21 protein-coding genes are annotated in these 26,605 nt (G+C 64.8%); 5 read left to right on the forward strand and 16 right to left on the reverse strand.

Features of this window, described 5'->3' with window-relative positions:
* On the reverse strand, positions 1–1,071 hold a 1,071-nt coding region (gene istA / locus BM315_RS11445; protein WP_141123939.1), incomplete at its 3' end, for an IS21 family transposase.
* A gap of 211 nt (positions 1,072–1,282) precedes the next feature.
* Between istA and BM315_RS11450 the strand changes: the two genes are divergently transcribed.
* A complete protein-coding gene (locus BM315_RS11450) occupies positions 1,283–1,801 on the forward strand; it encodes an acyltransferase (protein ID WP_170862206.1) in 519 nt (172 codons plus the stop codon).
* 10 nt (positions 1,802–1,811) lie between these two features.
* Here BM315_RS11450 and BM315_RS11455 read toward each other — a convergent pair whose 3' ends face one another.
* From BM315_RS11455 to glnE, 13 genes are all read right to left on the reverse strand, one after another.
* Positions 1,812–2,702, reverse strand: coding sequence for a glycosyltransferase family 2 protein (locus BM315_RS11455; RefSeq protein WP_090500996.1), 891 nt, complete (start codon positions 2,700–2,702; stop codon positions 1,812–1,814).
* Positions 2,699–3,841, reverse strand: a complete 1,143-nt coding sequence (locus BM315_RS11460; RefSeq protein WP_090500999.1) for a glycosyltransferase — start codon at positions 3,839–3,841, stop codon at positions 2,699–2,701. The genes BM315_RS11455 and BM315_RS11460 overlap by 4 nt, the downstream gene beginning before the upstream one ends.
* The gene (locus BM315_RS11465; protein WP_090501001.1) at positions 3,838–4,761 is read right to left on the reverse strand and encodes a glycosyltransferase family 2 protein; all 924 of its coding nucleotides are present in this window, start codon (positions 4,759–4,761) and stop codon (positions 3,838–3,840) included. Before BM315_RS11465 ends, BM315_RS11460 begins: the two co-directional genes overlap by 4 nt.
* Positions 4,745–6,502 (reverse strand): carbamoyltransferase family protein, encoded by a 1,758-nt coding sequence (locus BM315_RS11470; RefSeq protein WP_090501003.1) that lies wholly within the window; start codon positions 6,500–6,502, stop codon positions 4,745–4,747. The genes BM315_RS11465 and BM315_RS11470 overlap by 17 nt, the downstream gene beginning before the upstream one ends.
* Before the next feature lie 12 nt (positions 6,503–6,514).
* Positions 6,515–7,981 (reverse strand): lipopolysaccharide kinase InaA family protein, encoded by a 1,467-nt coding sequence (locus BM315_RS11475; protein WP_090501005.1) that lies wholly within the window; start codon positions 7,979–7,981, stop codon positions 6,515–6,517.
* Positions 7,978–8,724 carry a lipopolysaccharide kinase InaA family protein gene (locus BM315_RS11480; protein WP_090501006.1) on the reverse strand — a complete coding sequence of 249 codons (747 nt, stop codon included), beginning with the start codon at positions 8,722–8,724 and terminating at the stop codon, positions 7,978–7,980. The genes BM315_RS11475 and BM315_RS11480 overlap by 4 nt, the downstream gene beginning before the upstream one ends.
* A complete protein-coding gene (locus tag BM315_RS11485; protein ID WP_090501260.1) occupies positions 8,721–9,458 on the reverse strand; it encodes a lipopolysaccharide kinase InaA family protein in 738 nt (245 codons plus the stop codon). Before BM315_RS11485 ends, BM315_RS11480 begins: the two co-directional genes overlap by 4 nt.
* Entirely contained in the window at positions 9,451–10,299 is an 849-nt protein-coding gene (gene rfaP, locus BM315_RS11490) for a lipopolysaccharide core heptose(I) kinase RfaP (protein WP_090501008.1), read from the reverse strand. Before rfaP ends, BM315_RS11485 begins: the two co-directional genes overlap by 8 nt.
* 124 nt (positions 10,300–10,423) lie before the next feature.
* Positions 10,424–11,545: a glycosyltransferase family 4 protein gene (locus BM315_RS11495; RefSeq protein ID WP_090501011.1), complete on the reverse strand. Its 1,122-nt coding sequence runs from the start codon at positions 11,543–11,545 to the stop codon at positions 10,424–10,426.
* 61 nt (positions 11,546–11,606) lie between these two features.
* Positions 11,607–12,608, reverse strand: coding sequence for a lipopolysaccharide heptosyltransferase I (gene waaC, locus BM315_RS11500; protein WP_090501013.1), 1,002 nt, complete (start codon positions 12,606–12,608; stop codon positions 11,607–11,609).
* A gap of 1 nt (position 12,609) precedes the next feature.
* Complete coding sequence (waaF, locus tag BM315_RS11505) at positions 12,610–13,644, reverse strand: lipopolysaccharide heptosyltransferase II (RefSeq protein WP_090501015.1); 1,035 nt, start codon at positions 13,642–13,644, stop codon at positions 12,610–12,612.
* 82 nt (positions 13,645–13,726) lie between these two features.
* Positions 13,727–14,650 carry a branched-chain amino acid transaminase gene (locus tag BM315_RS11510; RefSeq protein WP_090501017.1) on the reverse strand — a complete coding sequence of 308 codons (924 nt, stop codon included), beginning with the start codon at positions 14,648–14,650 and terminating at the stop codon, positions 13,727–13,729.
* Positions 14,651–14,721: 71 nt separating this feature from the next.
* On the reverse strand, positions 14,722–17,667 hold the full coding sequence (glnE, locus tag BM315_RS11515) for a bifunctional [glutamate--ammonia ligase]-adenylyl-L-tyrosine phosphorylase/[glutamate--ammonia-ligase] adenylyltransferase (protein ID WP_090501018.1): 2,946 nt from the start codon (positions 17,665–17,667) through the stop codon (positions 14,722–14,724).
* A gap of 268 nt (positions 17,668–17,935) precedes the next feature.
* On the opposite strand from glnE, the gene aceE reads away from it, so the two are divergent.
* Both aceE and aceF read left to right on the forward strand, forming a co-directional pair.
* Entirely contained in the window at positions 17,936–20,581 is a 2,646-nt protein-coding gene (aceE, locus tag BM315_RS11520; protein WP_090501020.1) for a pyruvate dehydrogenase (acetyl-transferring), homodimeric type, read from the forward strand.
* 11 nt (positions 20,582–20,592) lie between these two features.
* Positions 20,593–22,230 (forward strand): dihydrolipoyllysine-residue acetyltransferase, encoded by a 1,638-nt coding sequence (gene aceF, locus BM315_RS11525; RefSeq protein ID WP_090501022.1) that lies wholly within the window; start codon positions 20,593–20,595, stop codon positions 22,228–22,230.
* Between the two features lie 176 nt (positions 22,231–22,406).
* On the opposite strand, the gene BM315_RS11530 is transcribed toward aceF, so the two are convergent.
* On the reverse strand, positions 22,407–22,790 hold the full coding sequence (locus tag BM315_RS11530; RefSeq protein ID WP_090501024.1) for a DUF3775 domain-containing protein: 384 nt from the start codon (positions 22,788–22,790) through the stop codon (positions 22,407–22,409).
* A gap of 348 nt (positions 22,791–23,138) precedes the next feature.
* Positions 23,139–23,666 (reverse strand): hypothetical protein, encoded by a 528-nt coding sequence (locus BM315_RS11535; RefSeq protein ID WP_090501027.1) that lies wholly within the window; start codon positions 23,664–23,666, stop codon positions 23,139–23,141.
* Positions 23,667–23,743: 77 nt separating this feature from the next.
* On the opposite strand from BM315_RS11535, the gene BM315_RS11540 reads away from it, so the two are divergent.
* Both BM315_RS11540 and msrA read left to right on the forward strand, forming a co-directional pair.
* Entirely contained in the window at positions 23,744–25,861 is a 2,118-nt protein-coding gene (locus BM315_RS11540; protein WP_090501029.1) for a putative bifunctional diguanylate cyclase/phosphodiesterase, read from the forward strand.
* Between the two features lie 94 nt (positions 25,862–25,955).
* Positions 25,956–26,603, forward strand: a complete 648-nt coding sequence (gene msrA / locus BM315_RS11545; RefSeq protein ID WP_090501030.1) for a peptide-methionine (S)-S-oxide reductase MsrA — start codon at positions 25,956–25,958, stop codon at positions 26,601–26,603.
* The last annotated feature ends 2 nt before the right edge of the window (positions 26,604–26,605 follow it).

Raw genomic sequence — 26,605 nt, forward strand, 5'->3', positions numbered from 1 at the left:
GCCGTGCCGCGGACTGAAGGCCACAGAAATCGCAAGGCCACACAAGATGTTGACCTTGCAGCGCTTGAAGGTCACCACCTCGTAGGGATGCAGTGGCAGCGGCCGCAGCACCGGTTGATCGAGCCGCTCGAACCACTCCCGGCGGCAGCCGTCGAGCTTCTTGAACGGGCGCTGGTTCAAGTCCTCCAGCAGCTCGGCAATCGCCTGGTTGAGCGCGTGCAGGCTGAAGAACTGCTGGTGTCGCAGCCGCGCCATGATCCAGCGCTCGACGACCTGTACCGCCACCTCGGCCTTGGCTTTGTCCTGGGGCTTACGCGGCCGTGCCGGCAGCATCACCGTGTCGTAATGCCGGGCACACTCCAGTGCGGCGCGGTTCAAGCCCGGCTCGTAGCGATCGGGGTGGGCGATCAGCGCGCGCGGGTTGTCCGGCACGACCATCTCGCTGACGCCGCCTAGGTAGCTGAACGCCTGGCCCAGCGCGGTCAGCCAGTCCACCTGGGTTTCCCCCGGCGTGGCGCAGGCATAGGTGTAGTTCGAGGCCCCCAGCGCCGCGACGAAGATATGCGCCCGGCTGATCTCGCCGGTGGCCGGATCGATCACCGGCAGCGTCGGGCCGGCATAGTCGATGAACAGCTTCTCGCCGGCCCGGTGCTGTTGGCGCATCGAACGTTTGAGGGTGCTGGCGTAGCGGCGGTAGTGCTCGACGAACTGGGTATAGCGGTAGGTCGGCTGCTCGGGATGGGCGGCGACGTACTCCTCCCACAGCAGTTGCAGGGTGACGCCCTTGCGCCGCAGTTCGCGGTGGATAGTGAGCAGATCCGGCAGCACCCGCTCGCCGCGGGTGTGGCGCACCTTGGCAGTTGGCAACAGTGCCGCGGCCAGAGCCACTTCATCCAGCGCGGCCAGCGCCGCCCACTCCAGGCCTGTCTCGCTGGCCGCCGTGACGTACTTGCTGACGACGCCCTTGGACAGCTGCAAGGCCCGGGCGATCTTCTCGTGAGAGAGGCCTCCCTCAAACTTGAGGCGCAGACATTCTTTGATATTACGCATGGCTACTCGCTGCGCCGCCATTCCTCTACTCCCCAAAATCGGGCGAGGGTGACGGTCGCGTCAGGTCATGCGCAACGGGGTGGAAGCGTTTCGCTAAGCCGTGACCGATGATTTCGGTAAGTCGTGACCGCCTGTTTCGGAGCAGGCTGGAAATCGGTCACGTTGTTAGCGAAATGAGCGGTCACGCGTTAGCGAAATGGACGGTCACGATCTACCGAAACGACCGGTCACGGTGGGCCGAAATACGCAGGAGAACCCGCCACGTCTCATGCAGGGTCGCCTGAAACAACCGGCACTGTTCTCCGGGCGAGGCGAAATACGCATTGGCAGATCCACTATCGGCGTATGGCCATCGCCTTTCTTCCTCAACGGCTACGCCCACATCGAGGCCCGGGAAGTCACAGCGAAGATCGTGATAGGCGCAAACAGCCACCTCAACAACAACGCCGTGCTGATTGCCGAGCGCAGCAGCATCAGCATTGGCGACAACACCCTGATCGGCCACAACTTCTCGGCCTACGACTCCGACTTCCACTGCCTCGAACCCAGCTTGCGCAGCTCGGGGCTGCAGCAGAGCCAAGCCGTCAGCATCGGTTCGAATGTGTTTATCGGCGCGGACGTCACCGTGCTCAAAGGCGTATGCATTGGCGACAACAGCGTGATCGCCAATGGCTCGATCGTAAACAGCGACATCCCCGAGAATGTTGTCGCTGGCGGCATACCTGCCAAGATACTGCGCACACTGGCCTGAGGAGCCGGACTCAGCTCGTCCGCCTGGCAGCCGGCAAGAGAAAACGCCCCAGGGCACGCGCCGTCTTGCGATTCCAGAAACGCCAGGGCAGCTGCTCGAATAACTCACGGGCCAGCGCTTTATCCTCTCGTGCGCATTTGAGCAGCATGGAATTGACAAATCGCGCGCAAACCTCGGCATAAGCGGGCTCGTCACTGAATTGTGCATAGGTCTTCAGCACGTTATCGATCATGAATCGATAGTTCTTATAGGTGTTATGTTCATGCGTACGGTATTGGGCCAATACCGCATCCAGTACATCGATGACATAGCCCGCCCGGGTGATCTTCAGCTTGATCAGCAGATCCTCGAGCCTGATTTCCGGATCGAAGCCGCCGACAGCTTCCAGCGCCTCCCGACGAAACAGCATGGTGGGCGCTGGGGCACCCGGCTGGCGTCCGAGAAAGATATCGTCGAAGGTCAGGCGCCGGGCCGGCTTCATGCGCTGCTTGGGTAACGGCCGACCGGTTTCGTCGATTTTCTCGATATTGCCGCCACAGATACCCACTTCCGGCTTGTCACGCAGGTGCGCGACCTGTAGCGCCAGACGCTCGGGACACATGACATCATCCGAGCCGAAGGGGGCGATCAGGCTGCCGCAAGCCCGGGCGATGGCGCCATTCAAGGTACGCGACAGGCCCTGATTGGCCTGCACCCGAAAATCGAAGCCGTGTATCGCCTGCAGACGCTGAATGCGCTCGACACTGTCATCCTGCGAACCGTCATCGACGACCAGCAACTCCACCCGCGGGTAGGACTGTTGCAACACGCTGGCAATACTTTGCTCGACGTATTTACCGTGGTTGTAGGACGGAATGATCACCGTCACCAGCGGCAGTTCGACGTCCTGAATATCACTCATAAGGCTGCTCGCTCCGCGGCTAGTGATTGCTCGATCAACTGCAGATACTGCAGGCGGAAATCCTCGATGGCATGCGCGCCGCGTAAGTAGCTGTAGGCCCGCTCACCTTCGGCACGGCGTTGTTCGGCATCCAGGTTCAGCACCGCCCCCAACTGCTTGGCCAGGGTAGCGACATCACCAACCGGGAATATCCGCCCCCCACAATCCTCGAGTATCGGTCGCAAACTTGGGATATCCGAGCCGATCACCGGCAGATGACCGCTCATGCCCTCGAGCAAGGCCAGCGGCAGCCCCTCGCTGAGCGACGGCATGACGAAGGCATCGAAGGCTCGCACGTACTGCAGAGCGTCCTCGCGGGCGCCGAGCAGCTGCACTTTTCCGCCCAGGCCAAAGCGGGCGATTGCGGCTTCGAGTTCGGCGCGCATGCGCCCTTCGCCGATGATTGCCAGCTGCGCCTGCGGGTAAACGGACTGTACCTGGGCGAAGGCCTCGATCAGGTGGATATGCCCCTTCACCGGCACCAGCCGGCCAATGGCGCCAAAAATGAAGGGTTCCCGGGCCAGCCCGAGCAGACTGCGCGCCTGCTCGCGCGGATGTTGCAGGCGTTCGGCGCGGTCGATATCGATGGCATTGTTGATCTGCACGGTATTGCCGGCATCGAAACCCGCCCCGCAGCCCACCAGATAGTCACGCACCGCCCGCGACACGCCGACGATGCGCCAGTTGGCAGTCAACAGTCGGCGTGCTTCCCAGCGCCGGTAGGCCCGATCGAAGTCGCCGATGCCATGCTGCACCCCAATGCAAGCCGGAATGCGCAGGCAGCGGTTGAGCAGCATCAGCATGTTCATCGGCTTGAAGCGATGGGCAATCACCACGTCATAGCGCTGCTCGCGCCACAGCCGATACAGGCGCCACAATGCCCGCAGGCGCAGTCCCTTGAGGTCCGACTGGCTGAAGCCGAAGTAGATCGAACGGGCCGCCCGGCTCTCCGGCTCCCCCGGACCGGGGCGTCCGCGCAGGAACGCCGTGGTCACCTCGAAACGTTCGGCGGGCAAGCCCTGGATGACCTGTTCGGCCAGATCGGAGGCATTGACGTTGTAGCGATTCTGCAACTGCAGCACCTTGATCTTGCGGCTCATGCTCCCAGCCCCAGCCACAGGCGCACGGCCTTGCGTGCATAAGAGCCCTTCAACAGCACTCGCCAATCCGCCTTCACCGCCGCAACGAAGTACGACTTGGCCGCCGCCACATCGCCGGCCAGGTAGGCGCTGCGGAACAGCGACAGGCAGCGCTGCACATAGAATGCGGTTTTCAGCACCTGAAAGCGCGCATCCAGCCGCTGCGGGGCGAACACTTCGTCGACCAGCGCCAGGCCACCGGCCTTGGCGTGGCTGAACTGGTGGCGCAGGCTGTCGTTGTGTTTGTGGATCAGCGCCAGCGGCTGCTCCAGCAGGGTGCAGGGGTAATTGGCCAGGGCCTGGGCAAACACCGGGATATCCTCGGCACTGCGGAACGCCTCGGGATAGCCACCACGCGCGAACAGCTCGCGGTGCATGGCACAGGCGCCATTGGACAGGGCCAGGCGCTTGTCCAGCAGATAGGCCTTCAACCGCTCCAGCGGCTGTTCGGGCAAGACGATAGCTTTGTGCTCCCGACGCTTGCCATCGGGGGAGACAGCGATATGCCCACCGATCACCAGGCGCGTCTGCGGCTGCGCCGTCAGGTGCGCGCGCAGTGCCGCCAAGGCGGAGGGGGCCAATTGGTCATCGGCATCGAGAAAGATCAGGTAGTCGCCCGCAGTCTCGCGTATGCCCAGGTTGCGCGCCGAGGAGGCGCCACCGTTGCTCTTGTGGACGACGCGAAAGCGTCCGGGATGAGTCGCCAGCAGCCCGTCAAGCACCTGCCGAGAGTCATCCGTTGAGCCATCATCGATAACGACCAGCTCGGCGGATGCTTCATCCAGTTGCGCGAGTACCGACTCGACCGCACGCGGCAACACCGCCGCGTAGTTGTAAGCGGGAATCACAACGCTCAGCAGCGGCTTAGCCGACATTGTCATACCAATCCATGCCGTCCTTGACCACCAAAATGTCTTCCATGATCAGATACTGCAGATCCGAACCGTAGAACATGTCTAACGCATCTTTAGGCGAGCAGATCATCGGCTCGCCGCGGCGGTTCAGCGAGGTATTGAGCGACACGCCGTTGCCGGTGAGTTTTTCCAGTTCGAGCATCATGTCGTAGTAGCGCGGGTTGTATTCGCGCTTGAGCACCTGGGCGCGCGAGGTGCCGTCTTCGTGGACCACTTCGCCGACGCGGGTCTTCCACTCTTCATTGACTTCGAAGGTGAAGGTCATGAACGGGCTCGGGTGATCGACCTTGAGCATCTGCGGGCCGACGGTGTCGAGCATCGACGGACAGAAGGGGCGCCAGCGCTCGCGGAACTTGATCTGCTCGTTGATCCGGTTGGCCACCCCGGGGATGCTCGGGCAACCAATGATCGAGCGGCCGCCGAGGGCGCGCGGGCCGAACTCCATGCGGCCCTGGAACCAGGCCACCGGATTGCCCGCGACCATGATCTGGGCGATGCGCTGCGGCATGTTGTCGATCTGCTTGAACACCGGCCTGCTCGGGTGTTTGGCGCAGGCGGCGATCACGTCCTCGTTGGAGAAGGACGGGCCGAGGTAGACGTGTTCCATCTTCTCCACCGGCACGCCGCGGGCATGCGACACATAGGCCGCGGCGCCGACCGCGGTGCCGGCGTCGCCGGAGGCCGGCTGGACGAACAGCTCCTTGACCTCGTCGCGGGCGATGATCTTCTGGTTGAGCTTGACGTTCAGCGCGCAGCCGCCGGCGAAGGCGATCTTGCCGGTCTGCTTGATGATGTCGCCGAGGTAGTGGTCCATCATCTGCAGCGCCAGCTTCTCGAACAGCGCCTGCATGCTGGCGGCGAAGTGGATGTAAGGGTCGTCGGCGATATCGCCGACCCGCTTGGGCCCCAGCCACTCGATCAGCTTGGGCGAGAAGTAGTAGCCCTTGCCCTTCTCTTTATAGCGGCGCAGGCCGATGACGTTGGCGTACTCGGTGTTGATGATCAGTTCGCCGTTCTCGAACGTGGCCAGACGCGAGAAATCGTACTTGCTGGCGTCGCCGTAGGGCGCCATGCCCATGACCTTGAACTCGCCGTCGAGCATCTCGAAGCCGAGGAATTCGGTGATCGCGCCATACAGGCCACCGAGCGAATCCGGGTCGAAGAACTCCTTGATCTTGTGGATCCTGCCGTTCTCGCCGTAGCCGAAGAAGGTGGTGGCATACTCGCCCTTGCCGTCGATGCCGAGGATCGCGGTCTTCTCCTTGAAGCCCGAGCAGTGGTAGGCACTGGAGGCGTGGGCCAGGTGGTGCTCGACCGGCTCGATCTTGATCTGCTTCGAGTCGAAACCCAGTTGCTCCAGGCACCAGACGATCTTGTTGCGGTAGCGCTTGTAGCGGCGGTTGCCCATCAGGATCGCATCCAGGGCACGGTCCGGGGCGTACCAGTAGCGCTTGGCGTACTTCCAGCGCGCCTCGCCGAACAGGCTGATGGGGGCGAAGGGAATCGCCACCACGTCGACGTCGCTCGGCTTGATCCCGGCCTGTTCCAGGCAGAACTTGGCCGATTCGTAGGGCATGCGGTTCTTCGCGTGCTTGTCGCGCACGAAGCGCTCTTCTTCGGCGGCCGCGATCAACTTGCCGTCGATATACAGGGCGGCGGAAGGATCGTGACTGAGAGCGCCGGACAGGCCAAGAATCGTCAGTGCCACAGGTGAAAGCCTCTATTCAGGGCAGGTGCCGGGCACCTGCGGTAAACGTTCGTCGAGCAGCTGGAACAGCCTTGAATCGGCCGGCCAATTGCGCAGAAAGCGGGCGCGGTCGCGGGCATAGGCCCGGGCGAAACTGTGCGCACTCAGGTGTTGCTGCATGGCATCCAGATCGATCAGAACCCAGCGGCCGCCCTCCCAGAGCAGGTTGCTGCCCTTGAGATCGCCATGGCTGATGCGCTCGCGCAGCAGGGCCGCGAACAGCAGATCCAGCGCCTGGAGCTCGACCTCGGGCGGCGAACCGGCCTCCCCCGGCGCGTCCAGGCAGGGTTTGAAGCGCGCGATTATATCCTCACCGGCGGCGTATTCGGTAATCAGATAGGCGCGCCGGCGCAGCCACAGGCTGCGCCGCTCCAGCAGGGCCAGGGGTTTGGGCGTGGCGATGCCAAGGAAATCCAGGCGATTGCCCTCGCGCCAACTGTGCCAGGCGCGGCTGGGCCGCCAGAAACGCTTGAGCCAATGGGCGAAGCCCTTGATGTTGTAGCGCTTGACCACCAACTGCTGGCCAGCCTGCCCGACCAGCGCCACCGTGGAGGTGCCGCCGAGCTTGAGCGACTGACCGGCGGCGATGGCCGCATCCGGATCGGCCAGCAAGGGTGCCAGGCGGCTCTCATCCCGGCGCCGCACCACCTGCAGGATCGATGCACCGCGGCGGACGCTGAACAGGCTGCAGTCGCGGCCGACCTTGCGCAGGTAGTCGCGCAGGCGCCAGCGGCGAACCTTGCCAATCTCCTCGAGCAAGGCCTCCACCGGCAGGGCATGCTCGCCATTGGCCAGCAGGTAATGCACCAGCAACTCCTCGATGAACGACTCCAGCTCGACCGGCAGTTGGGCGAAGAACACCCCGAGATTTTCCAGCACCTTGTCCCGCGACAGCGGCTGCCCGGGCGTTTCGCCACGCACACCGCCGCCGTCGATCACATGCAGTTGGCCGGCATGGCGCAGCAGGTTGTCCAGATGCAGGTCGGCTTGCCACAGACCCCGGCCATGCAGCCGGGCGATAAGCGCCAGGGCTTCACCGAGCACGCTCTGCTGGTCATCCGACAGCAACGGCTGCCCCTCGACCGCGCGCCAGGCATCCCACAGGCTCTCGGCATTATCGAGGTAGTCGAACAGCAGCCAACCGCCCTCGCCGTCACGCAAGCCATCGGCCAGCAGCAGCGGCGTCGGCAGACCCTGCCCGGCGAGCAGGCGGGCGCCGTCCAGTTCACGCTGGAAGGCGCGCGCCGCCTTGCCGCCGACCAGCAGCTTGGCCAGCACCTTGCGCCCGCGCCACTCGGCCACGCCGACATAGCGCTGCCCGGGCAGCACGCGCAGCAGACGCTGCAGCACCAGGGTGGCCGGTCCGGCAGCGTCCGCCAACTCGATAGACAACGGCAACTGCGGGCTACGCCCGGCCCGACTCAATTCAGCGAGGGTCAAGGGCGCGTCTCCTTGTTGCGACGGCGACGGCCGAGGCGTTGCCACCAGTGTTCGACATCGGCGCCCGCGCCCAGATAGGCAGCCAGCAACTGGCGCACTTCGCTCTCGCTCCAGAGGCTGGCGCGACGCAGCAGCGGCTCCAGGTCCTTGATCCGGTCACGCTCGCCGAACAGCAACGGCCGGGTCTTTTCCAGGTCGATCAATTGCGCGCTGAAGGCGTCGGCGTCCCGCTTGAGGAAAATATGCTTGGGGTAGAAGCAGCCATGCATCTGCCCGGCGTCGTGCAGACGCCGCGCCAGTGCGCCGCAACTGCGCAGAATGTTCGCGCGCTCGCTCTCGGCGCGCTGCTGCCAACCGTCCAGCAACGCATCCAGATCCTGCCAGCCATCCAGGGCGCGGGTCAGCAGAATCGCCCGGCGCTCGCCGGCCACCCGGCGCTGGGCGAAAAACGCCGCCTGCAGCGCCGGAATCCCCAGGCGCTGGTAGCGCTGAATATTGCGAAACTCGCGGGCAAAGGTCGGCTCCCCCAGCGGGCAGCTCAGCCGACGGATGAGGTGATTGCTCTGGCGCTTGAGGTAGAACGCGGCCTCGCCCAGGTCCAGGCGATAGACACTGCTCCAGCCGCCGCGCTCGGTGTTCGGTTCGTCCACCGCCTCCAGCTTGAGCGCCCAGAGCGCGTCATAGTCGGCCAGGCCGTGGCGCTCGAGCAGCGCACGATCCTGCTCGGCGATAAAATCCTTCATTCGCGGCCCTCGAAATAGCCCACGACCTGCCGCACACGGCGCTTGTCCGAAGCATTCAGGCGCTGCCGCCCGCGGTACTGCAGATAAAAACGCAGGCGCTGAGTGCGCGACAACTTGTACTTGGCCACCTTGTCCAGGCAGGCCAGGTCCTTGACGATGCGATAGCGCAGCAACGGCCCCCACCAGAAGGCGCCGGTCGGGCAGTCGATGAGAAACAGCTCGGCCCGATCGTTGACCAGCAGGTTGCGCCACTTCAGGTCGTTGTGGGTGAAGTGGTGGTCATGCAGGGTTCGGGTCGCCGCGGCCAGTTGCTGGCTGACCCGCGCCACCCAGGTGCGGTCGCGCAGGCAGGCCGCATCGCGCTGCGCCAGCTGCGCCAGGTCCTCGGTGGCGACCAGCTCGCGGGTGATCAGCGCGCCGCGGACGAAGGCGCCAGCCTTGCGCTCCAGTCCGTAGGCGACGATGGGCGCGGTGGCGATGCCCCACTTGGCGAAATACTTGAGATTCTGCCACTCGGCCTTGACCCGCGGCCGCCCGATGAAGCGGCGCAGCCCCTTGCCGGCGCCGTGATAGCGCTTGACGTAGTAGCGCACGCCCTCGTACTCGACGCGCAGCACCTCGGACAGCGGGTCGCGGGTGATGCACTCGCCTTGCAGGGCGAACACCGCATCCAGATCGGCAAAGGCCGCCGCCACCCGCGGCGACGCCTGCTCGCTCAGCCGCCACTCACTCATGAGCGGCACCCGGGGCATATTTGCGCGCATAGCGGGCCAGCAGCTTGTCCGCCTTGCGCTGTAACCAGGCCAGCGACTGCGCCTCGTCGCGCAGGATCTGCCGCAGCGACGGCGCACCCTGGCTTTGCGGGTCATGCAGGGCGGAAAAATAGCCCTTGAGAAAGCGCAGCTTGTCGCGCCGGGTCAGGCCGATATTCAGGGCCGAGAAGTACAGCCCCGCCAGGTCCTTGTTGCGCCAGCGCAGCGGCAAGCGGGCATGGATCTGCGCGCGGTGCAGGTCGATCAGCGACAGGCGCAAATCGCTCGCACCGACCGGCTTGTCGGTGTGCAGCAGGAAGTGGCAGATGTAGCAGTCGCGATGGTTGACCCCGGCGCGGTGCATGCGCCCGGTCATCTGCGCCACTTCGGCGATCAGCGCGCGCTTGAGCGCAGGCGCGGGCGGGTTCTGCAGCCAGTCGAGGCTGAAGTCCTCCAGGCTGACGGTGGGCGCCAGCTCCTCGGTGACGATAAAGGAATGCTGCTGCGCCGGATTGCTGCCGCGCTCGCCATAGGCCACCGCGGTCATGGTCGCCACGCCGGCTTCCTGCAGGCGCTGGATCGCTCGCCACTCCTGCCCCGCGCCGAGCACCGGCAACTTGGCGGTGAGCAGGTTCTTGGCGATCTCGCCCCAGCCGATGCCGCGATGGATCTTGACGAAATAGCCACGCCCGGCCACTTCGGTGCGCAGGGTGCGGCGGCCCTCCAGCTCGCGGTAGACCTGGCCCTGCAAGGCCTCCACCGCGACAAAAGGGTCCTGGTCGGCCCACAGACTTTTAAAGGGTTCGGCAAGGATCAGGCGCATGCTTGCCACCCTTGCTGGCGGGTGCCTCCATCCGCAGGGTGTCGCGGGGCCGCCCAGGCCATGCGCACCGGTGAAGCGGCGATGCCGGCCTTGTGGTGCGCACAGCGCACCCTACACAAGAAATTCATGGGCGCTCCGCCAGGATCACATCGGCCGCCTTCTGCGGCATGGAATAGAGGTCGGCACAGTCGGCATAGGCCAGGCCGTTACGCCCCCAGAAGGCACGGCGCTGATCGTCGGCCAGCATGTCGGCCAGGGTATGATTGAGCCGCTCCTGTTCGAAGGGACTCGGCAGCACCCGCCCGGCATCCGCGTCGCGGATGTAATGGGCATAACCGCAGACATCGGTCACCAGCACCGGCAGGCCGGCGACCAGCGCCTCGAGCAGCACGGTGCCGGTGTTTTCGTTGTAGGCCGGATGGATCAGCAGGTCGGCGCCGAGCAGGAAACGCGGGATATCGCTGCGGCCCTTGAGGATCTGCACCTGTTCGGCAATACCCAGCGCCTTGGCCTGCAACTGAAAGCTACGCGGGTCGTCCTGGCCGATGACGATCAGCCGGGTGCGTTGGCGCAGCTCGCGCGGCAAGGCGGCGACGGCTTTCAGGCTGCGATCCAGGCCCTTGGTCTTGAACCCAGAACCGATCTGCACCAGCAGCAGCTGGTCATCCGCCAGGCCGAATTCGCGGCGGAACTCGGCGCGAATCTCGCCGGCATTGGCCGGCGCGCGGCGGTCCTGGGCGATGCCCGGCGGCAGCAGGTGAAAGCGCTGCCGCGGGGTGTGGTAATGCTTGACGAACAGCGGTTGCTGCACCTCGGAGATCATCAGGATCTCGGTCTTGGCGTCCGGGGCGAATACCGCCCGCTCGTAGTCGGCGAAATGCTTGTAACGGCCCCATTTGCGGTAAATCGGGTTGCGCAGGGTCTGCGCCTTGTCCTCGAAGCAACCGTCGGCGGCGTAATACACATCCAGCCCCGGCATCTTGTTGAAGCCGATCACCCGGTCGACCGGTCGCCTGGCCAGGTCGACCTCGACCCAGGCCGTGAGCTTCTCGTTGCGCTTGTGGTTGAACAGCGCCTTGACCGGCACCACCACCACCTCGAACCCCTCGGGCACCTCGCCCTCCCAGATCGGCGTATACACGCGGATGGCATGACCGCGCCGCTGGCACTCCAGGGCGATGCGCAGGAAATCGCGCTGCAAGCCGCCAAAGGGGAAATATTTATAGAGGATAAATGCCAACTGCATCAGGCCAGCCCTTCAATCGCGTAGCCCGGCTGCAAGCCGGGGAAAATGCTCGGCACCCGCATCAGACGACGGCCTCGGCCTGCAGCAACGCCTGCAACTCGCCGACCACCCGCTCCGGCAACAGCGTCTCGAAACAGGGCTTGTGGCGGTCGCCCGAACCGGCACCCGGGCCCGTGGCGCACAGGTGAACCTGGGAACGGCCATAGGCGCCCACCCGCCCCGGCAAGGTCGGTCCATAGAGCGAGATGGTCGGCACATCCAGGGCCGCGGCCAGGTGGCCGAGCCCGGTATCGACCGCCACGCAGGCGCTGGCACCGGCGATCACCTTGGCCACGCCGGCCAGGTTCAATTTTGGCAGCAACGCGGCATTGTCCAGGCCTGCGACGATGCGCTCGGCGCGCGCCTTCTCGACCTCGTTGCCCCACGGCAGGCGTACGGCCCAGCCGAGCGCGCTCATGCGTTCGGCCAGTTCGCGCCAGCAGGCTTCCGGCCAATGCTTGCTCGGCCAGGTGGTGCCGTGCAGGAACAGCAGATACGGCTGCTCCACCGCACCGGCCAAGCGCACGCGATTCAGCCCATAGTCGCCAATACCCGCCGGCAGCGGATAGCCCAGCGCCTGGGCGAACAACTGGCGCACCCGCTCCAGCGCGTGCTGCTCGCGCGGTACGCTGTAACGGCGGTCATAGAAGCGGCTGGCGATCGGCTCACGCGCGGAGTCCGGCCCCAGGCCGGCCACCGGCGCCTTGACGTAACGGGTCAGCCAGGCACTTTTCAGCAGGCCCTGGGCATCGATCACCAGGTCGTAACGGGTTTCCCCCAGGCGCGCCTTGAAGCGCCGCCACTCGCCGCTCTTCAGGGTCTGCCAGAGGTGCTTGCGCCAACGCCGCAGCGCCACTGGAATCACCTGGGCCACCGCGGGGTGCCAGGCGGGAATCTCGGCGAAGCCCTCTTCCACCACCCAGTCGAAGCGGATTCCGGGAATCGCTTTGGCCGCGTCGGTAAGGGCCGGCAGGGTATGGATGACGTCGCCGAGCGAGGAGGTCTTGATCAACAGTACGCGCAAACTATTCGACCTCGACCGGATCGGCCACCAGACGATCCAGCGCCTCGAGCACCGGCCGCGGCGCCAGCTCACGCAGGCAGTTGTAGTGACCGAAGCGGCAGGTGCGCTCGAAGCAGGGGCTGCACTCGATGCCCAGGCGGACGATCTCCACCTGCTCGGCCAGCGGCGGGGTGAACTGCGGCGACGTCGAGCCGTAGACCGCCACCAGCGGGCGATTGAGCGCGGCGGCCACATGCATCAGGCCCGAGTCGTTGGAGACCACGGCGCCGGCGCAGGACAGCAGGTCGATGGCCTCGGCCAGGCTGGTTGCACCGGCCAGATTGACCGCTTCTTCGCGCAGCCCTGGAATCAGCCGCAGACGGATCTCCTCACCCACCGGGTGATCGTTGTTCGAGCCGAACAGCCAGACCTGCCAGCCGGCACGGATCTTCGCCTCGGCGACCCGGGCGTAATGCTCGCTCGGCCAGCGTTTGGCCTCGCCGAACTCGGCGCCGGGACAGAGCGCCAGCACCGGCCGGTCCAGGCTCAGGCCGAACTTGCTCAGCGCCGCCGCGCGACTGCCTTGGTCGATGTGCAGGGACGGCCGCGGATAGGGTTTCGGCAAATCAACGCCAGGCTCGAATGCCAGCGCCATGAAACGCTCGATCATCAGCGGATAACGGTCTTTATCCAGCACGCGCACATCGTTGAGCAGGCCGTAGCGCATCTCGCCCTTCCAGCCGGTGCGCGTGGCGATCCCGGCGAAGAACGGTACCAGCGCCGACTTCAGCGAATTGGGCAACAGGATGGCCTGATCGTACTGGCCGGCCAGGGATTTTCCGATCTTGCGCCGGGTCGCCAGTTGCAACACGCCGTGGCCGAGCGGAAAGCTCAGGGCCTGGCGCACTTCGGGCATGCGCTCGAGAATCGGCCGGCTCCACTCGGGCGCCAGCACATCGATCGCGCAGTCGGGATGACGCTGTTTCAGGCACTGAAACAGCGTCTGTGCCATCACCATGTCGCCCACCCAACTGGGGCCGATAATCAGGATATTCATAGGGGCAGCCTCGAGCCGCAAGCCATGAGCCGCAAGCCAAAGCAGCCGGAGCGCTTGCAGCTTGCAGCTGGTGGCTTGCCGCTTATTTAACCAGCGTGCGCCATTCGGCGTGGGCGCTGGTCTTGCCGGCCACCAGGTCGAAATAGGCTTTTTGCAGCTTCTCGGTCACCGGGCCACGGCGGCCGGCACCGATCTGCCGGTCATCGACTTCGCGGATCGGCGTGACTTCGGCGGCGGTGCCGGTGAAGAAGGCCTCGTCGGCGATGTACACCTCGTCGCGGGTGATGCGCTTCTCGACCACCTTGATGCCCAGCTCGTCGGCCAGGGTCAGAATGGTGTTGCGGGTGATGCCGTTGAGGCAGGAGGTCACTTCCGGGGTGTAGACCACGCCGTTCTTGACCAGGAAGATGTTCTCCCCCGAGCCCTCGGCCACATAACCCTCGGTATCCAGCAGCATGGCCTCGTCGGCGCCGCCGGAAATGGCTTCCTGCAGGGCCAGCATCGAGTTGATGTAGTTGCCGTTGGCCTTGGCCCGGGTCATCGAGATGTTGACGTGATGGCGGGTGAAGGAGCTGGTGCGCACCTTGATGCCGATCTGCAGGGCTTCGTCGCCCATGTAGGCGCCCCAGTTCCAGGCGGCGACTATCACATGCACCTTCAGGCCGGTGGCGCGCAGGCCCATGGCTTCAGATCCGTAGAACACCATCGGGCGGATGTAGGCGCTTTCCAGGTTGTTCTCACGCACCGCGGCGCGGGTGGCTTGGTTGATTTCGTCTTTGCTGAACGGAATCTTCATGGCCATGATCTGGGCCGAGTCGAACAGCCGGTCGGTGTGCGCCTGCAGGCGGAAGATCGCCGTGCCGTCCGGGGTGTCGTAGGCGCGCACGCCTTCGAATACGCCCATGCCGTAATGCAGGGTGTGGGTCAGCACATGGGTGGTCGCGTCACGCCACGGCACCAGCTTGCCGTCATACCAAATCACGCCATCACGATCGGCCATCGACATAGTTGCCTGCTCCTCAAATTCGTTTGCTACACACGGATCTGGTCGCCACACGCGCCCAGCCTCGGAAAAATTCAGTTCAACCCCAGCGCCTGCCAGATGCGCAGCACGCTGCGCCTTTGTTCCTGGAACTGGTCGCCGCGCACCACCCCGGGCTGCTTCTGCAGGGCCTGGCGATGGGCCGCCGCGCGGTAGTCCTTGTAGGCCTCCCGCAGCAGCCGGGCATCCTCGGCGGCCAGCAAGCCGACACGCTCCAGGCCTTCCAGGATGCGGATGTTATCGGTGAACGCCAACAGCTCGGGGTATTCTCGCGACCAAGCCAAGGCCGCGTATTGCACCATAAATTCAATATCGACGATACCACCGGCATCCTGCTTGAGGTCGAAGCAGACCGAGGCCTCGAAGGCATTGGCTGCGGTGCCGGCAGCCGTGGCCCGGGTGCCGAGGTTGTCGCGCATCTTCGCGCGCATCTCGCTGACTTCGCTACGCAGCAGGTCGAGATCACGCTCGCGGCCGAGCACCGCCGCGCGCACCGCCTCGAACGCCTTGCCGACCCGCGGACAACCGACCAGCACGCGGGCGCGCACCAGGGCCTGGTGCTCCCAGGTCCAGGCCTCGCTTTCCTGATAGCGCTGGAAGGCGCCCAGCGAGCTGACCAGCAGACCCGCCACACCCGAAGGGCGCAGGCGCATGTCGACTTCATAGAGCTGGCCGGAGTTGGTCTGAGTGGTCAGCAGGTGGATGATGCGCTGGCCCAGGCGATTGAAGAACTGCGCGCCGTCGATCGACTTGGCGCCATTGGTCTCGGCCTGGGGGTCGCCATCGTGGATGAACACCAGGTCCAGATCCGAGCCATGACCCAGTTCGATGCCACCGACCTTGCCGTACCCGACGATGATGAAGTCCGGGTCGCAGGGGCTGCCATCGACGCGCAGCGGCACCCCGTATTTACTCACGGTATGCCGCCAGGCCAGGGCCAGCACCTGGTCGAGAATCGCTTCGGCCAGCCAGGTCAGGTAGTCGCTGACCTTCATCAGCGGCAGGCTGCCGGCGATCTCCGACGCCGCCACGCGCAAGCGGTGCGCCAGCTTGAAGTGGCGCAGCGCCTCCATCTGTTGCTCGAGGTCGTCCTCGGGGATGCGCATCAGTCGCTCACGCAGCTCAGCGGCCAGCTCCGGCGCCAGCGGCGGTTTGAACAGCCGGCCCTCGTTGAGCAATTCGTCGAGCAACAAGGGGAAGCGGGTGATCTGCTCGGCGATCCACGGGCTGGCGGCGCAGAGGTTCAGCAGGCGCTGCAGGGCGCCGGGGTTTTCCGTCAGCAGCACCAGGTAGGCCGAGCGCCGCGCCACCGCCTCGATCAGCGGCAGCACCCGTTCCAGCACCAGGTCGGGGTTGTCGTGCTCCACCGCCTGCGCCAGCAGCCTGGGCATGAACGCATCCAGGCGCTCACGGCCGAGGCGCTGCATGGCCCGCACCTGGTTGCCGTTGCGCAAGCCGGCCAGGCGCTGCCAGGCGGACTGCGGATCACTGAACCCGGCCTCGGCCAGCTGCCGGCAGGCGGCGGCCTCGTCCTGCACATCGCCCCACAGCGGCAGCCACTCACCGCCGACCACTTCATCGGCGGCGGTTGCGCCATCCTCATCCGGATCGGCGATCACCTGGCGAAAGTGCCAGTCGACCCGGCCACGCCAGTGCATCAGTTGCCGGTGAAACGCCGGCCAGTCGTCGAAGCCGAGCATGCACGCCACGCGTGTCCGGTCCTGGTCGTTGTCGGGGAGCATCTGCGTCTGCCGGTCGCCGATTGCCTGCAAGGCATGTTCGGTGTAGCGCAGGAACTCGTAGCCCTGGCGCAATTCGTCGACCACCGCGACCGGCAGATAACCCTGTCCGGCCAGCGTGCCGAGCACCTGCAACAGCGGCCGCTGCTGCAGGCTCAGGTCGCGGCCACCGTGGATCAACTGGAAGGCCTGGGCGATGAACTCCACCTCGCGAATGCCACCGGCGCCGAGCTTGATGTTCTCGGCCATGCCTTTGCGCCGCACCTCCTGCTGGATCAGCTGCTTCATGGTGCGCAGCGCTTCGATCGCGGAGAAGTCCAGGTAACGCCGATAGACGAAGGGCCGCAGCATCTCCAGCAACTGCGCGCCGGCTACCGGGTCGCCGCCGACCACCCGCGCCTTGATCATGGCGTAGCGCTCCCAGTCGCGACCCTGATCCTGGTAGTACTGCTCCAGCGCGTTGAAGCTGAACACCAGGGAGCCCGATGAGCCATAGGGGCGCAGGCGCATGTCGGTGCGGAAGACGAAGCCGTCGACGGTGATTGCATCCAGGGCCTTGATCAGGCGCTGGCCCAGACGAATGAAGAACTCCTGGTTGTCCAGCGGACGCTTGACCCCTTCGGTCTCGCCGCCCTCCGGGTAGCCGAAGATCAGGTCGATATCCGAGGACAGGTTCAGTTCATGGGCGCCCAGCTTGCCCATGCCGAGCACCACCATGTGCTGGGCCTGGCCGCTACGCCGGCCGATGGGTGTGCCGAACTGCGCGCAATGCCGGGGATAGAGCCAGTGATAGGCCAGATCGATGCAGGCGTCGGCGAGATCCGAAAGGTCGCGGCAGGTTTCGATCAGGTCGGCCTGGCGGCTGATGTCGCGCCAGATGATGCGCAGCTGCTGGCGATTGCGAAAGCGCCGCAGGCGCCGGCCCAGCTCGTCTTCATCGGCGCAATCGAGCAACGCCCCCGCCAGTTGCCCGCGCAGCTCGCCGGCTTGCAGCGCGCGCTCCAGCTCGCCGCAGGCGGCCAAGCCCAGGAGCATCTGCGGGTCGCGCCGGGCCTGCTCGACGACGAAGTCGCTGGCCGCCGCCACGCGCCGCAGCACCTCGCGGCGCGCACTCGGCCAGGCGGCAAACTCGGCCGCGGCCGCGGCAGAACACTCGGCGCAAGCCAGCTGCAAGGACTGTTCGGCACGCAGGGCCAGGGGAGCAAGAGTGGCAGGTAAAGAAGCCAACGCGGGCAGGCTCATGGTCTATCCTTTTTGGCGAACTGCAAGTGACACGCACAAAGCCGGAAACCCTCTCGCTTGACGCGGCGCGCGCAACAAACAGACAAATAAACTGTAGTTTTGCTACGAAAGATTGTATCCAAAGGGCTGAAATTGCCGTCGATATGTAGTAAAACTACACAGAGCCGGTCCTACCCCCGGTACATCCAAGAATTCACGTGCCCGCCCACAAAGCCGGTCACGAATCCTGGCCTCCGATTCTGGAAGCCTTTCCGCCCTGGAGCAAGCCATGCAAGACCTCGATCCCGTCGAAACCCAGGAATGGCTGGACGCCCTTGAGTCCGTTCTCGACAAGGAAGGCGAAGACCGCGCGCATTACCTGATGACCCGCCTAGGCGAACTGGCCACCCGCAGTGGTTCCCAGCTGCCCTATGCGATCACCACACCGTATCGCAACACCATCCCGCTGAACCACGAAGCACGCATGCCTGGCGATCTGTTCATGGAACGCCGCATTCGCTCGCTGGTGCGCTGGAATGCTCTGGCCATGGTGATGCGCACCAACCTGCAGGATCCCGACCTGGGCGGCCACATCGGCACCTTCGCCTCCAGCGCGACCCTCTATGACGTCGGCTTCAACTACTTCTTCCAGGCGCCGACCGAGGAGCACGGCGGCGACCTGATCTTCTTCCAGGGCCACGCCTCGCCCGGCGTCTACGCCCGTGCCTACATGGAAGGCCGGATCAGCGAAGAGCAGATGAACAACTTCCGCCAGGAAGTCGATGGCCAAGGCCTGTCGTCCTATCCGCACCCCTGGCTGATGCCGGACTTCTGGCAGTTCCCCACCGTATCCATGGGCCTGGGCCCGATCCAGGCGATCTACCAGGCACGCTTCATGAAGTACCTGGAAGCGCGCGGCTTCATCCCCGCCGGCAAGCAGAAGGTCTGGTGCTTCATGGGCGACGGCGAGTGCGACGAGCCGGAATCCCTCGGCGCCATCTCCCTGGCCGGCCGCGAGAAGCTGGACAACCTGATCTTCGTCATCAACTGCAACCTGCAGCGCCTCGACGGCCCGGTGCGCGGCAACGGCAAGATCATCCAGGAGCTCGAAGGGGTGTTCCGCGGCGCCCAATGGAACGTCAACAAGGTGGTCTGGGGTCGCTTCTGGGACCCGCTGCTGGCCAAGGACAAAGACGGCATCCTGCAACGGCGGATGGACGAAGTGGTCGACGGCGAGTACCAGAACTACAAGGCCAAAGACGGCGCCTTCGTGCGTGAGCATTTCTTCAACACCCCGGAACTCAAGGCGATGGTCGAAGACCTCTCCGACGACGAGATCTGGAAGCTCAACCGTGGCGGCCACGACCCCTACAAGGTCTACGCGGCCTACCACCAGGCGGTCAACCACCAGGGTCAGCCGACCGTGGTGCTGGCCAAGACCATCAAGGGCTACGGCACCGGCAGCGGCGAAGCGAAGAACATCGCGCACAACGTGAAGAAGGTCGACGTCGACAGCCTGAAGAAATTCCGCGACCGCTTCGACATCCCGGTCAAGGACGACGAACTGGAAAACCTGCCGTTCTTCCGTCCCGAGGAAGGCAGCGCCGAGGCCAAGTACCTGGCCAAGCGCCGCGCCGCCCTCGGTGGTTTCGTGCCGCAGCGCCGGGTCAACAGCTTCAGCATCCCGACCCCGCCGCTGGACACCCTGAAAGCCATCCTCGACGGCTCCGGCGACCGTGAAATCTCCACCACCATGGCCTTCGTGCGCATCCTCGCGCAGTTGATCAAGGACAAGGAGCTGGGCGAGCGTATCGTCCCGATCATCCCCGACGAGGCGCGTACCTTCGGCATGGAAGGCATGTTCCGCCAGCTCGGCATCTATTCCTCGGTCGGCCAGCTGTACGAGCCGGTGGACAAGGATCAGGTGATGTTCTACCGCGAGGACAAGAAGGGGCAGATCCTCGAGGAAGGCATCAACGAGGCCGGCGCCATGTCCAGCTGGATCGCCGCCGGCACCAGCTACAGCTGCCACAACCAGCCGATGCTGCCGTTCTACGTGTTCTATTCGATGTTCGGCTTCCAGCGCATCGGCGACCTGGCCTGGGCCGCCGGCGACAGCCGTGCCCGCGGCTTCCTGATCGGCGGCACCGCCGGACGCACCACGCTCAACGGCGAAGGCCTGCAGCACGAAGACGGTCACAGCCACCTGCTGGCCTCGACCATCCCCAACTGCCGCACCTATGACCCGACCTACGGCTACGAGCTGGCGGTGATCATCCGCGAAGGCACGCGGCAGATGATCGAGGAACAGCAGAGCATCTACTACTACATCACCGTGATGAACGAGTCCTACCAGCAGCCGGCCATGCCGGCAGGCGTCGAGGACGGCATCATCAAGGGCATGTACCTGCTCGAGGAAGACAAGAAGGAAGCCGCCCACCACGTCCAGCTGCTGGGCAGCGGCACCATCCTGCGCGAAGTGCGCGAGGCGGCGAAAATTCTGCGCGAGCAGTTCAACGTCGGCGCCGACGTGTGGAGCGTCACCAGCTTCAACGAGCTGCGGCGCGACGGCCTGGCCGTCGAGCGGCGCAACCGCCTGCACCCGGAACAGAAGCCACAGCAGACCTACGTCGAGCAGTGCCTGAGCGGCCGCCAAGGCCCGGTCATCGCCAGCACCGACTACATGAAGCTGTTCGCCGACCAGATCCGCCAGTGGGTACCGAGCAAGGAATACAAGGTTCTCGGCACCGACGGCTTCGGCCGCAGCGACAGCCGCAAGAAGCTGCGCCACTTCTTCGAGGTGGATCGCCACTGGGTGGTCCTGGCCGCCCTCGAAGCCCTCGCCGACCGTGGCGATATCGAACCCAAAGTGGTGGCCGAGGCCATCGCCAAGTTCGGCATCGCACCGGAAAAACGCAACCCACTGGACTGCTAAGGAGCGAAACGATGAGTGAATTGATTCGCGTACCCGACATCGGCAGCGGTGAGGGTGAAGTAATCGAACTGATGGTCAAGGTCGGCGATCGCATCGAGGCCGACCAGAGCCTGCTGACCCTCGAGTCGGACAAGGCCAGCATGGAAATCCCGGCGCCCAAGGCCGGGGTGATCAAGAGCCTGAAGGTCAAGCTCGGCGACCGCCTGAAAGAAGGCGACGAACTGCTCGAGCTGGAAGTCGAAGGCGCCAGCACAGCCGCCCCGGCGCCAGCTGCAGCAGCACCCGCACCCGCCGCAGCGCCCAAGGCTGCGGAGCCTGTCGCGGCGGCACCAGCAGCGGCGGCCGCCGCGGCCGTGCAGGACATTCACGTGCCCGACATCGGCTCGGCCGGCAAGGCCAAGGTCATCGAAGTGCTGGTCAAGGCCGGCGATACGGTCGAGGCCGAGCAGTCGCTGATCACCCTGGAGTCGGACAAGGCCAGCATGGAAATCCCCTCGCCGGTTGCCGGTGTGGTGGAAAGCATCGTGGTCAAGCTGGACGACGAAGTCGGCACCGGCGACCTGATCCTCAAGCTGAAAGTGGCCGGGGCAGCGCCTGCAGCGCCAGCGCCGGTAATGCACACCACGCCGCCCGGCGCAGCGCCGGAAGTGGTCGCCGAAGTCAACGCCATCGCCAAGCTGTCGGCAGCCGCCGCCATTGCCGCGGCCACGCCTCCGGCATCCAGCGGCGACAAGGTGCACGCCGGTCCGGCCGTACGCCAGCTGGCCCGCGACTTCGGCGTCGAGCTGTCTAGCGTGCCTGGCAGCGGCCCGAAAGGCCGGATCCTCAAGGAAGACGTGCAGGTCTACGTCAAGGCGATGATGCTCAAGGCCAAGGAAGCCCCGAGCGCAGCCGCTGGCGCCACTGGTGGCGCAGGGATTCCGCCGATCCCGCTGGTGGATTTCAGCAAGTTCGGTGAAATCGAAGAAGTGGCCATGACCCGCCTGATGCAGGTCGGCGCCGCCAACCTGCACCGCAGCTGGCTCAATGTGCCGCACGTGACCCAGTTCGACTCGGCCGACATCACCGAGCTGGAAGCCTTCCGCGTCGCGCAGAAGGCCGTGGCCGAGAAGGCCGGAGTCAAACTCACCGTGCTGCCGCTGCTGCTCAAGGCCTGCGCCTTCCTGCTCAAGGAACTGCCGGACTTCAACAGCTCGCTGGCACCGAGCGGCAAGGCGATCATCCGCAAGAAATACGTGCACATCGGCTTCGCCGTGGACACCCCGGATGGTCTGCTGGTGCCGGTGATCAAGAACGTCGACCAGAAGAGCCTGCTGCAGCTTGCGGCCGAAGCCGCCGCGTTGGCGGAAAAAGCCCGCACCAAGAAACTCGCCGCCGACGACATGCAGGGCGCCTGCTTCACCATCTCCAGCCTCGGCCACATTGGCGGCACCGGCTTCACGCCGATCGTCAACGCGCCGGAAGTGGCGATCCTCGGCGTGAGCAAGGCGACCATCCAGCCGGTCTGGGACGGCAAGGCGTTCCAGCCCAAGCTGATGCTGCCGCTGTCGCTGTCCTACGATCACCGGGTGATCAACGGCGCCGCTGCCGCACGCTTTACCAAGCGCCTCGGCGATGTGCTGGCAGATATCCGCAGCATGCTGCTGTAAATCCAGGCTTCAACTTTCGAGCACGCCACGCTCGTCCCTCAACCCCGCCCTGTTTGGCGGGGTTTTTTTTTGGATCTATACCGGTCAACTGTTGCCACCCGCTCTTGCAGGACGGGCCGGCCGGCATGCCGTTGCTCCGGCTGGCGCGACGCCGGAATGCGAACCTGCCGGCCCCTTCACTCGCAATCGTAACCCTGCATATCCAGGGCTTCCTGCAGATGATCCGCGAGGAAGGGATGGGCAATCAGGTACTCGGCGGTGCTTGGGTTCCAGTCGTCCTGCGCCTGTTCGAGCAATTCTGGCCAGTCCTCCAGCGTGCCATCGCCACGCCCGAGCCAGAGCAAGGCCACGACCTGTTGCTGCTGGTCGGGCTCCAGGTCATCGATGATCGACTTGAACTCGAGGAATGCCTCGTCATCCTCATGGTCGGCGAGTACCTGCAGCGCCCAGTCGTCACTGGGGCTGGTCGGCTGTTCGGGAATGACCACCGCCTCTTTGGCATGAAACACCCGGGCGAGGGCGATTAGTCGACAAACAGTATCGGGATTGACGTCCAGCATCTGCGCACACTCCCATTCGGCACCAGGGGTTTGTTTAAGGCTATGTCCCAGGGTGTTGCGTTCAGGCTTCGGCGCTCAAGTGTGAAGGCTCCAACCCAGTAGCGCGCGCCGTGCGCACCAGCGCTGACTGCAGACTCTTGGTGCGCACGGCGCACCCCACCTATTGCGGCCCTTGCAAGCTCCCCATGCAACACCTAATTGGTAGATAGCCTTGTTTAAAGCATCGCCCCGCCTGGTGAAATTTTCCAGCCCAGGCTCGCCCCTTATAGGGCAGAGCTGCCGCCGCTGATCCTGCGCCACTCTCCTGTCACAGCATTGCAGAACCGAGCGGCACATCGCCCGCGCCTATCAGCCCCGTTGCACCTTGCGGATCAGGAAGCTCAGCGCCTTGGCCAGCTCGGCCGCCCCCTGATGATCGCGCAGAATGCTCAGCAGCGGACTGCCGTCGACCGGGTTGTACAGCACGCAGCTGATGCCGCTGGAGGGGCAGTCGTAACGGATAAAGGGATCGACGCCGAACAGCGCAATGCGCTGGTTGCGCACGGCCACGTCGCCGCCCTGGCCACGAGTCTCCTCGCGCAGTATCAGCTCACCGGGCGCGCCAAGACGCAACTGGTAGAGCAGATCCCGGGGTTGCGCCTGGCCCACCTGATAGCCGGCGCGCAGGGCGTAGCTGGTCAGCAGCGCATTGCTGTGCAGGAGCAGCGCCTGGCGCTCGTCCCGACTCAGGTACAGGCGCTGCAAGTCGGCCAGATAACCGGCCGGTTCGGCGCTGCTCAGCCCCGCTACCGGTTCGTCGGCCAGGGCCGGCGGTGCAAGCAGGCAACCAAGCAAACAGACTGCGCGAATTAGTTTTCTTGTCAGTCGCAAATGCATGATGCACCCTTAGTCGACGCTATAGTGAAGTGGGCTCAACCCTCGCCTCAGCCAGCATACTGGAAGCCAGCCGCTTGATGAAAAGCCATACCGATGCCGTGAGCCGGTTAGCATCCGAGGTTGTGACACAGTTGCCAGTGCCCTCGAGGCTCGGCATGCTGCGCTTCGAGCGTTTGAACGAAGCAAGCTGGACGCTGTTATTTATAGACCCGGCCTGCGAACGCCAGTTCGGCATCCCGGCCAGCGAACTCTGCGCACTGATCGATGCCCCCTATGCCTGCCTGATGGAGCCTGAGGCTCGCCATCGGTTGCATGACAGCATTCAGCTGCAACTGGCGCAGCAAGCGCATTATCGGGTGAATTACACCCTGCATACGGCGCACGGCCCCGTCTGCCTGATGGAAACGGGCGAAGCGTTCAAACAACACGGCCGGCAGCTGCTGCGCGGCTACCTGATAGCCACCAGCGATCCACGCCCGCCCGCGCCAAGCGCGGCAGAACAGGAGCATCAGCAGCACAGCGCCAGCAGCGAACCGCACCTGTTCAAGCGTGCCGTCGAGCAGAGCGCCAGCGCCTTTATCCTGATCGACCGCGACGGACTGGTGGAATACGTCAATCCGAGTTTTACCGCCATCACCCTGTACAGCTCCGCCGAGGTCCAAGGCTGCCGCCTGTCCGAGCTGCCGGCCCTGGAAAACCTCGGCGAGCTACTCTTCGAGGTGCCCACCAGCCTCAGCGAACACAACAGCTGGCAAGGCGAGTTCAAGAGCCGGCGCAAGAACCTCGACCCCTACTGGGGACAATTGTCGATTTCCAAGGTGCATGCCGATGACGGCAGCCTGACCCATTACATCGGCATCTACGAAGACATCAGCGAAACCAAGCAGGCCCAGCAACGCATCGAGCGCCTGGCCTACAGCGACAACCTCACCGGCCTGGGTAACCGCTACGCCTTTATCCGCGCCCTGGAACAGCGCTTTGCCTGCGCTGACGGCAAGCCGTTCAGCCTGCTCCTGGTGGACATCGACAACTTCAAGCGGATCAACGACAGCCTCGGCCACCAGACCGGCGACAAACTGCTCATCAGCCTGGCCCGCCGCCTGCGCAACAGCCTCACCCCGAGCGGCATACTCGCGCGCTTCGCCAGCAACGAATTCGCCATCCTGCTGGATGCCGCCGACCTGACTGGCGCCCAACAGCTGGCCCATCAGGTGTTGCACACCCTGGACAAGCCACTGTTCGTCGACAATCAACTGATCAGCGTCACCGGCTCGGTGGGCGTGGCCTGCACGCCAGAACACGGGGCGGACCCACACCGCCTGATGAAGCATGCCGGCCTGGCGCTGCACAAGGCCAAGGCCAACGGCAAACACCAGTTGCAGGTCTTCACCGATGTGCTGAACGCCGAGGCCGACTACAAGCTGTTCGTCGAAAACAACCTGCGCCGCGCGCTGACCCAGAACGAGCTGGAGGTGTTCTATCAACCCAAACTGTGCCTGAAGACTGGCCAGTTGCTCGGCATGGAGGCGCTGCTGCGCTGGCACCACCCGGAGAAAGGCATGATCCAGCCGGACCAGTTCATCGGCGTGGCCGAGGAAACCGGGCTGATCATCCCCATCGGCAAATGGGTGGTGCGCCAGGCCTGCCACATGAGCAAGCAACTGGCGGCGGCCGGTCTCGGCAACCTGCAGGTGGCCATCAACCTGTCGCCCAAGCAGTTCTCCGATCCCGATCTGGTGGGTTCGATCGCCGCGATCCTGCATGAGGAACTGCTGGCGCCAACCTTGCTGGAGCTGGAATTGACCGAGAGCCTGCTGCTGGAGGCCACCGACGACACCCGTCAGCAACTCAGCCGCCTGAAAAGCCTGGGCCTGACCCTGGCGATGGACGATTTCGGCACCGGCTATTCGTCGCTCAGCTACCTGAAGAAATTCCCCATCGACGTGATCAAGATCGACCGCAGCTTCATCAAGGACATTCCGGAAAACCAGGACGACATGGAGATCACCTCGGCCGTGATCGCCATGGCGCACAAATTGAAACTCAAGGTAGTCGCCGAAGGCATCGAAACCGCCGCGCAGCTGAGTTTCCTCCGCCGCCAGCACTGCGACATCGGCCAGGGCTACCTGTTCGACCGGCCGATCGCCGGCAGTGAGCTGATCGCCCGACTGCAACGCTACCCCTGCCGGGGTTAAACTGCCGGTAGCGATCCGCAAGCTGGCTCCTACCCTGTAACGCCGCGACCAGGCGGCGGTCTATCCACATACGCCCATGTCGAGGAAATGGCCCATGACCCTGCGTTCGCAAATTCTCGCCCACCAACTCGAACTGCCCAGCGCCGAGCAGGCACTGCCCGGTCGCGAGACGCCGCTGCCGGTGCCGGACGCCCATTACGTCAACGGCCACCCGCTGCAAGGGCCATTCCCCGCCGGCATGCAACGGGCCGTATTCGCCCTCGGCTGTTTCTGGGGCGCCGAACGACGTTTCTGGCAGCAACCGGGGGTGTGGACCACCGCGGTCGGCTACGCCGGCGGCCATACGCCCAACCCGACCTACGAGGAAACCTGCTCCGGCCTGACCGGCCACACCGAAGCGGTGCTGGTGGTCTTCGACCCACAGAAAACCAGCTACGCGGCGCTGCTGAAAGTCTTCTGGGAAGCGCACAACCCGACCCAGGGCATGCGTCAGGGCAACGATATCGGCAGCCAGTACCGCTCGGCGATCTACTGCTACGGCGCCGAGCAGTTGGCCGCCGCCCGGGCCAGCCAGGCGCAGTTTCAAGCCGAGCTGGAACGGGCCGGCTTCGGCCCCATCACCACGGAAATCCGCGAAGCGCCGCCCTTCTACTATGCCGAGGCCTACCACCAGCAATACCTGGCGAAGAACCCCGGCGGCTATTGCGGCCTGGGCGGCACCGGGGTGTGCTTGCCGGCGTAGCC

It is taken from the genome of Pseudomonas borbori, assembly GCF_900115555.1.
Lineage (GTDB): Bacteria > Pseudomonadota > Gammaproteobacteria > Pseudomonadales > Pseudomonadaceae > Aquipseudomonas > Aquipseudomonas borbori.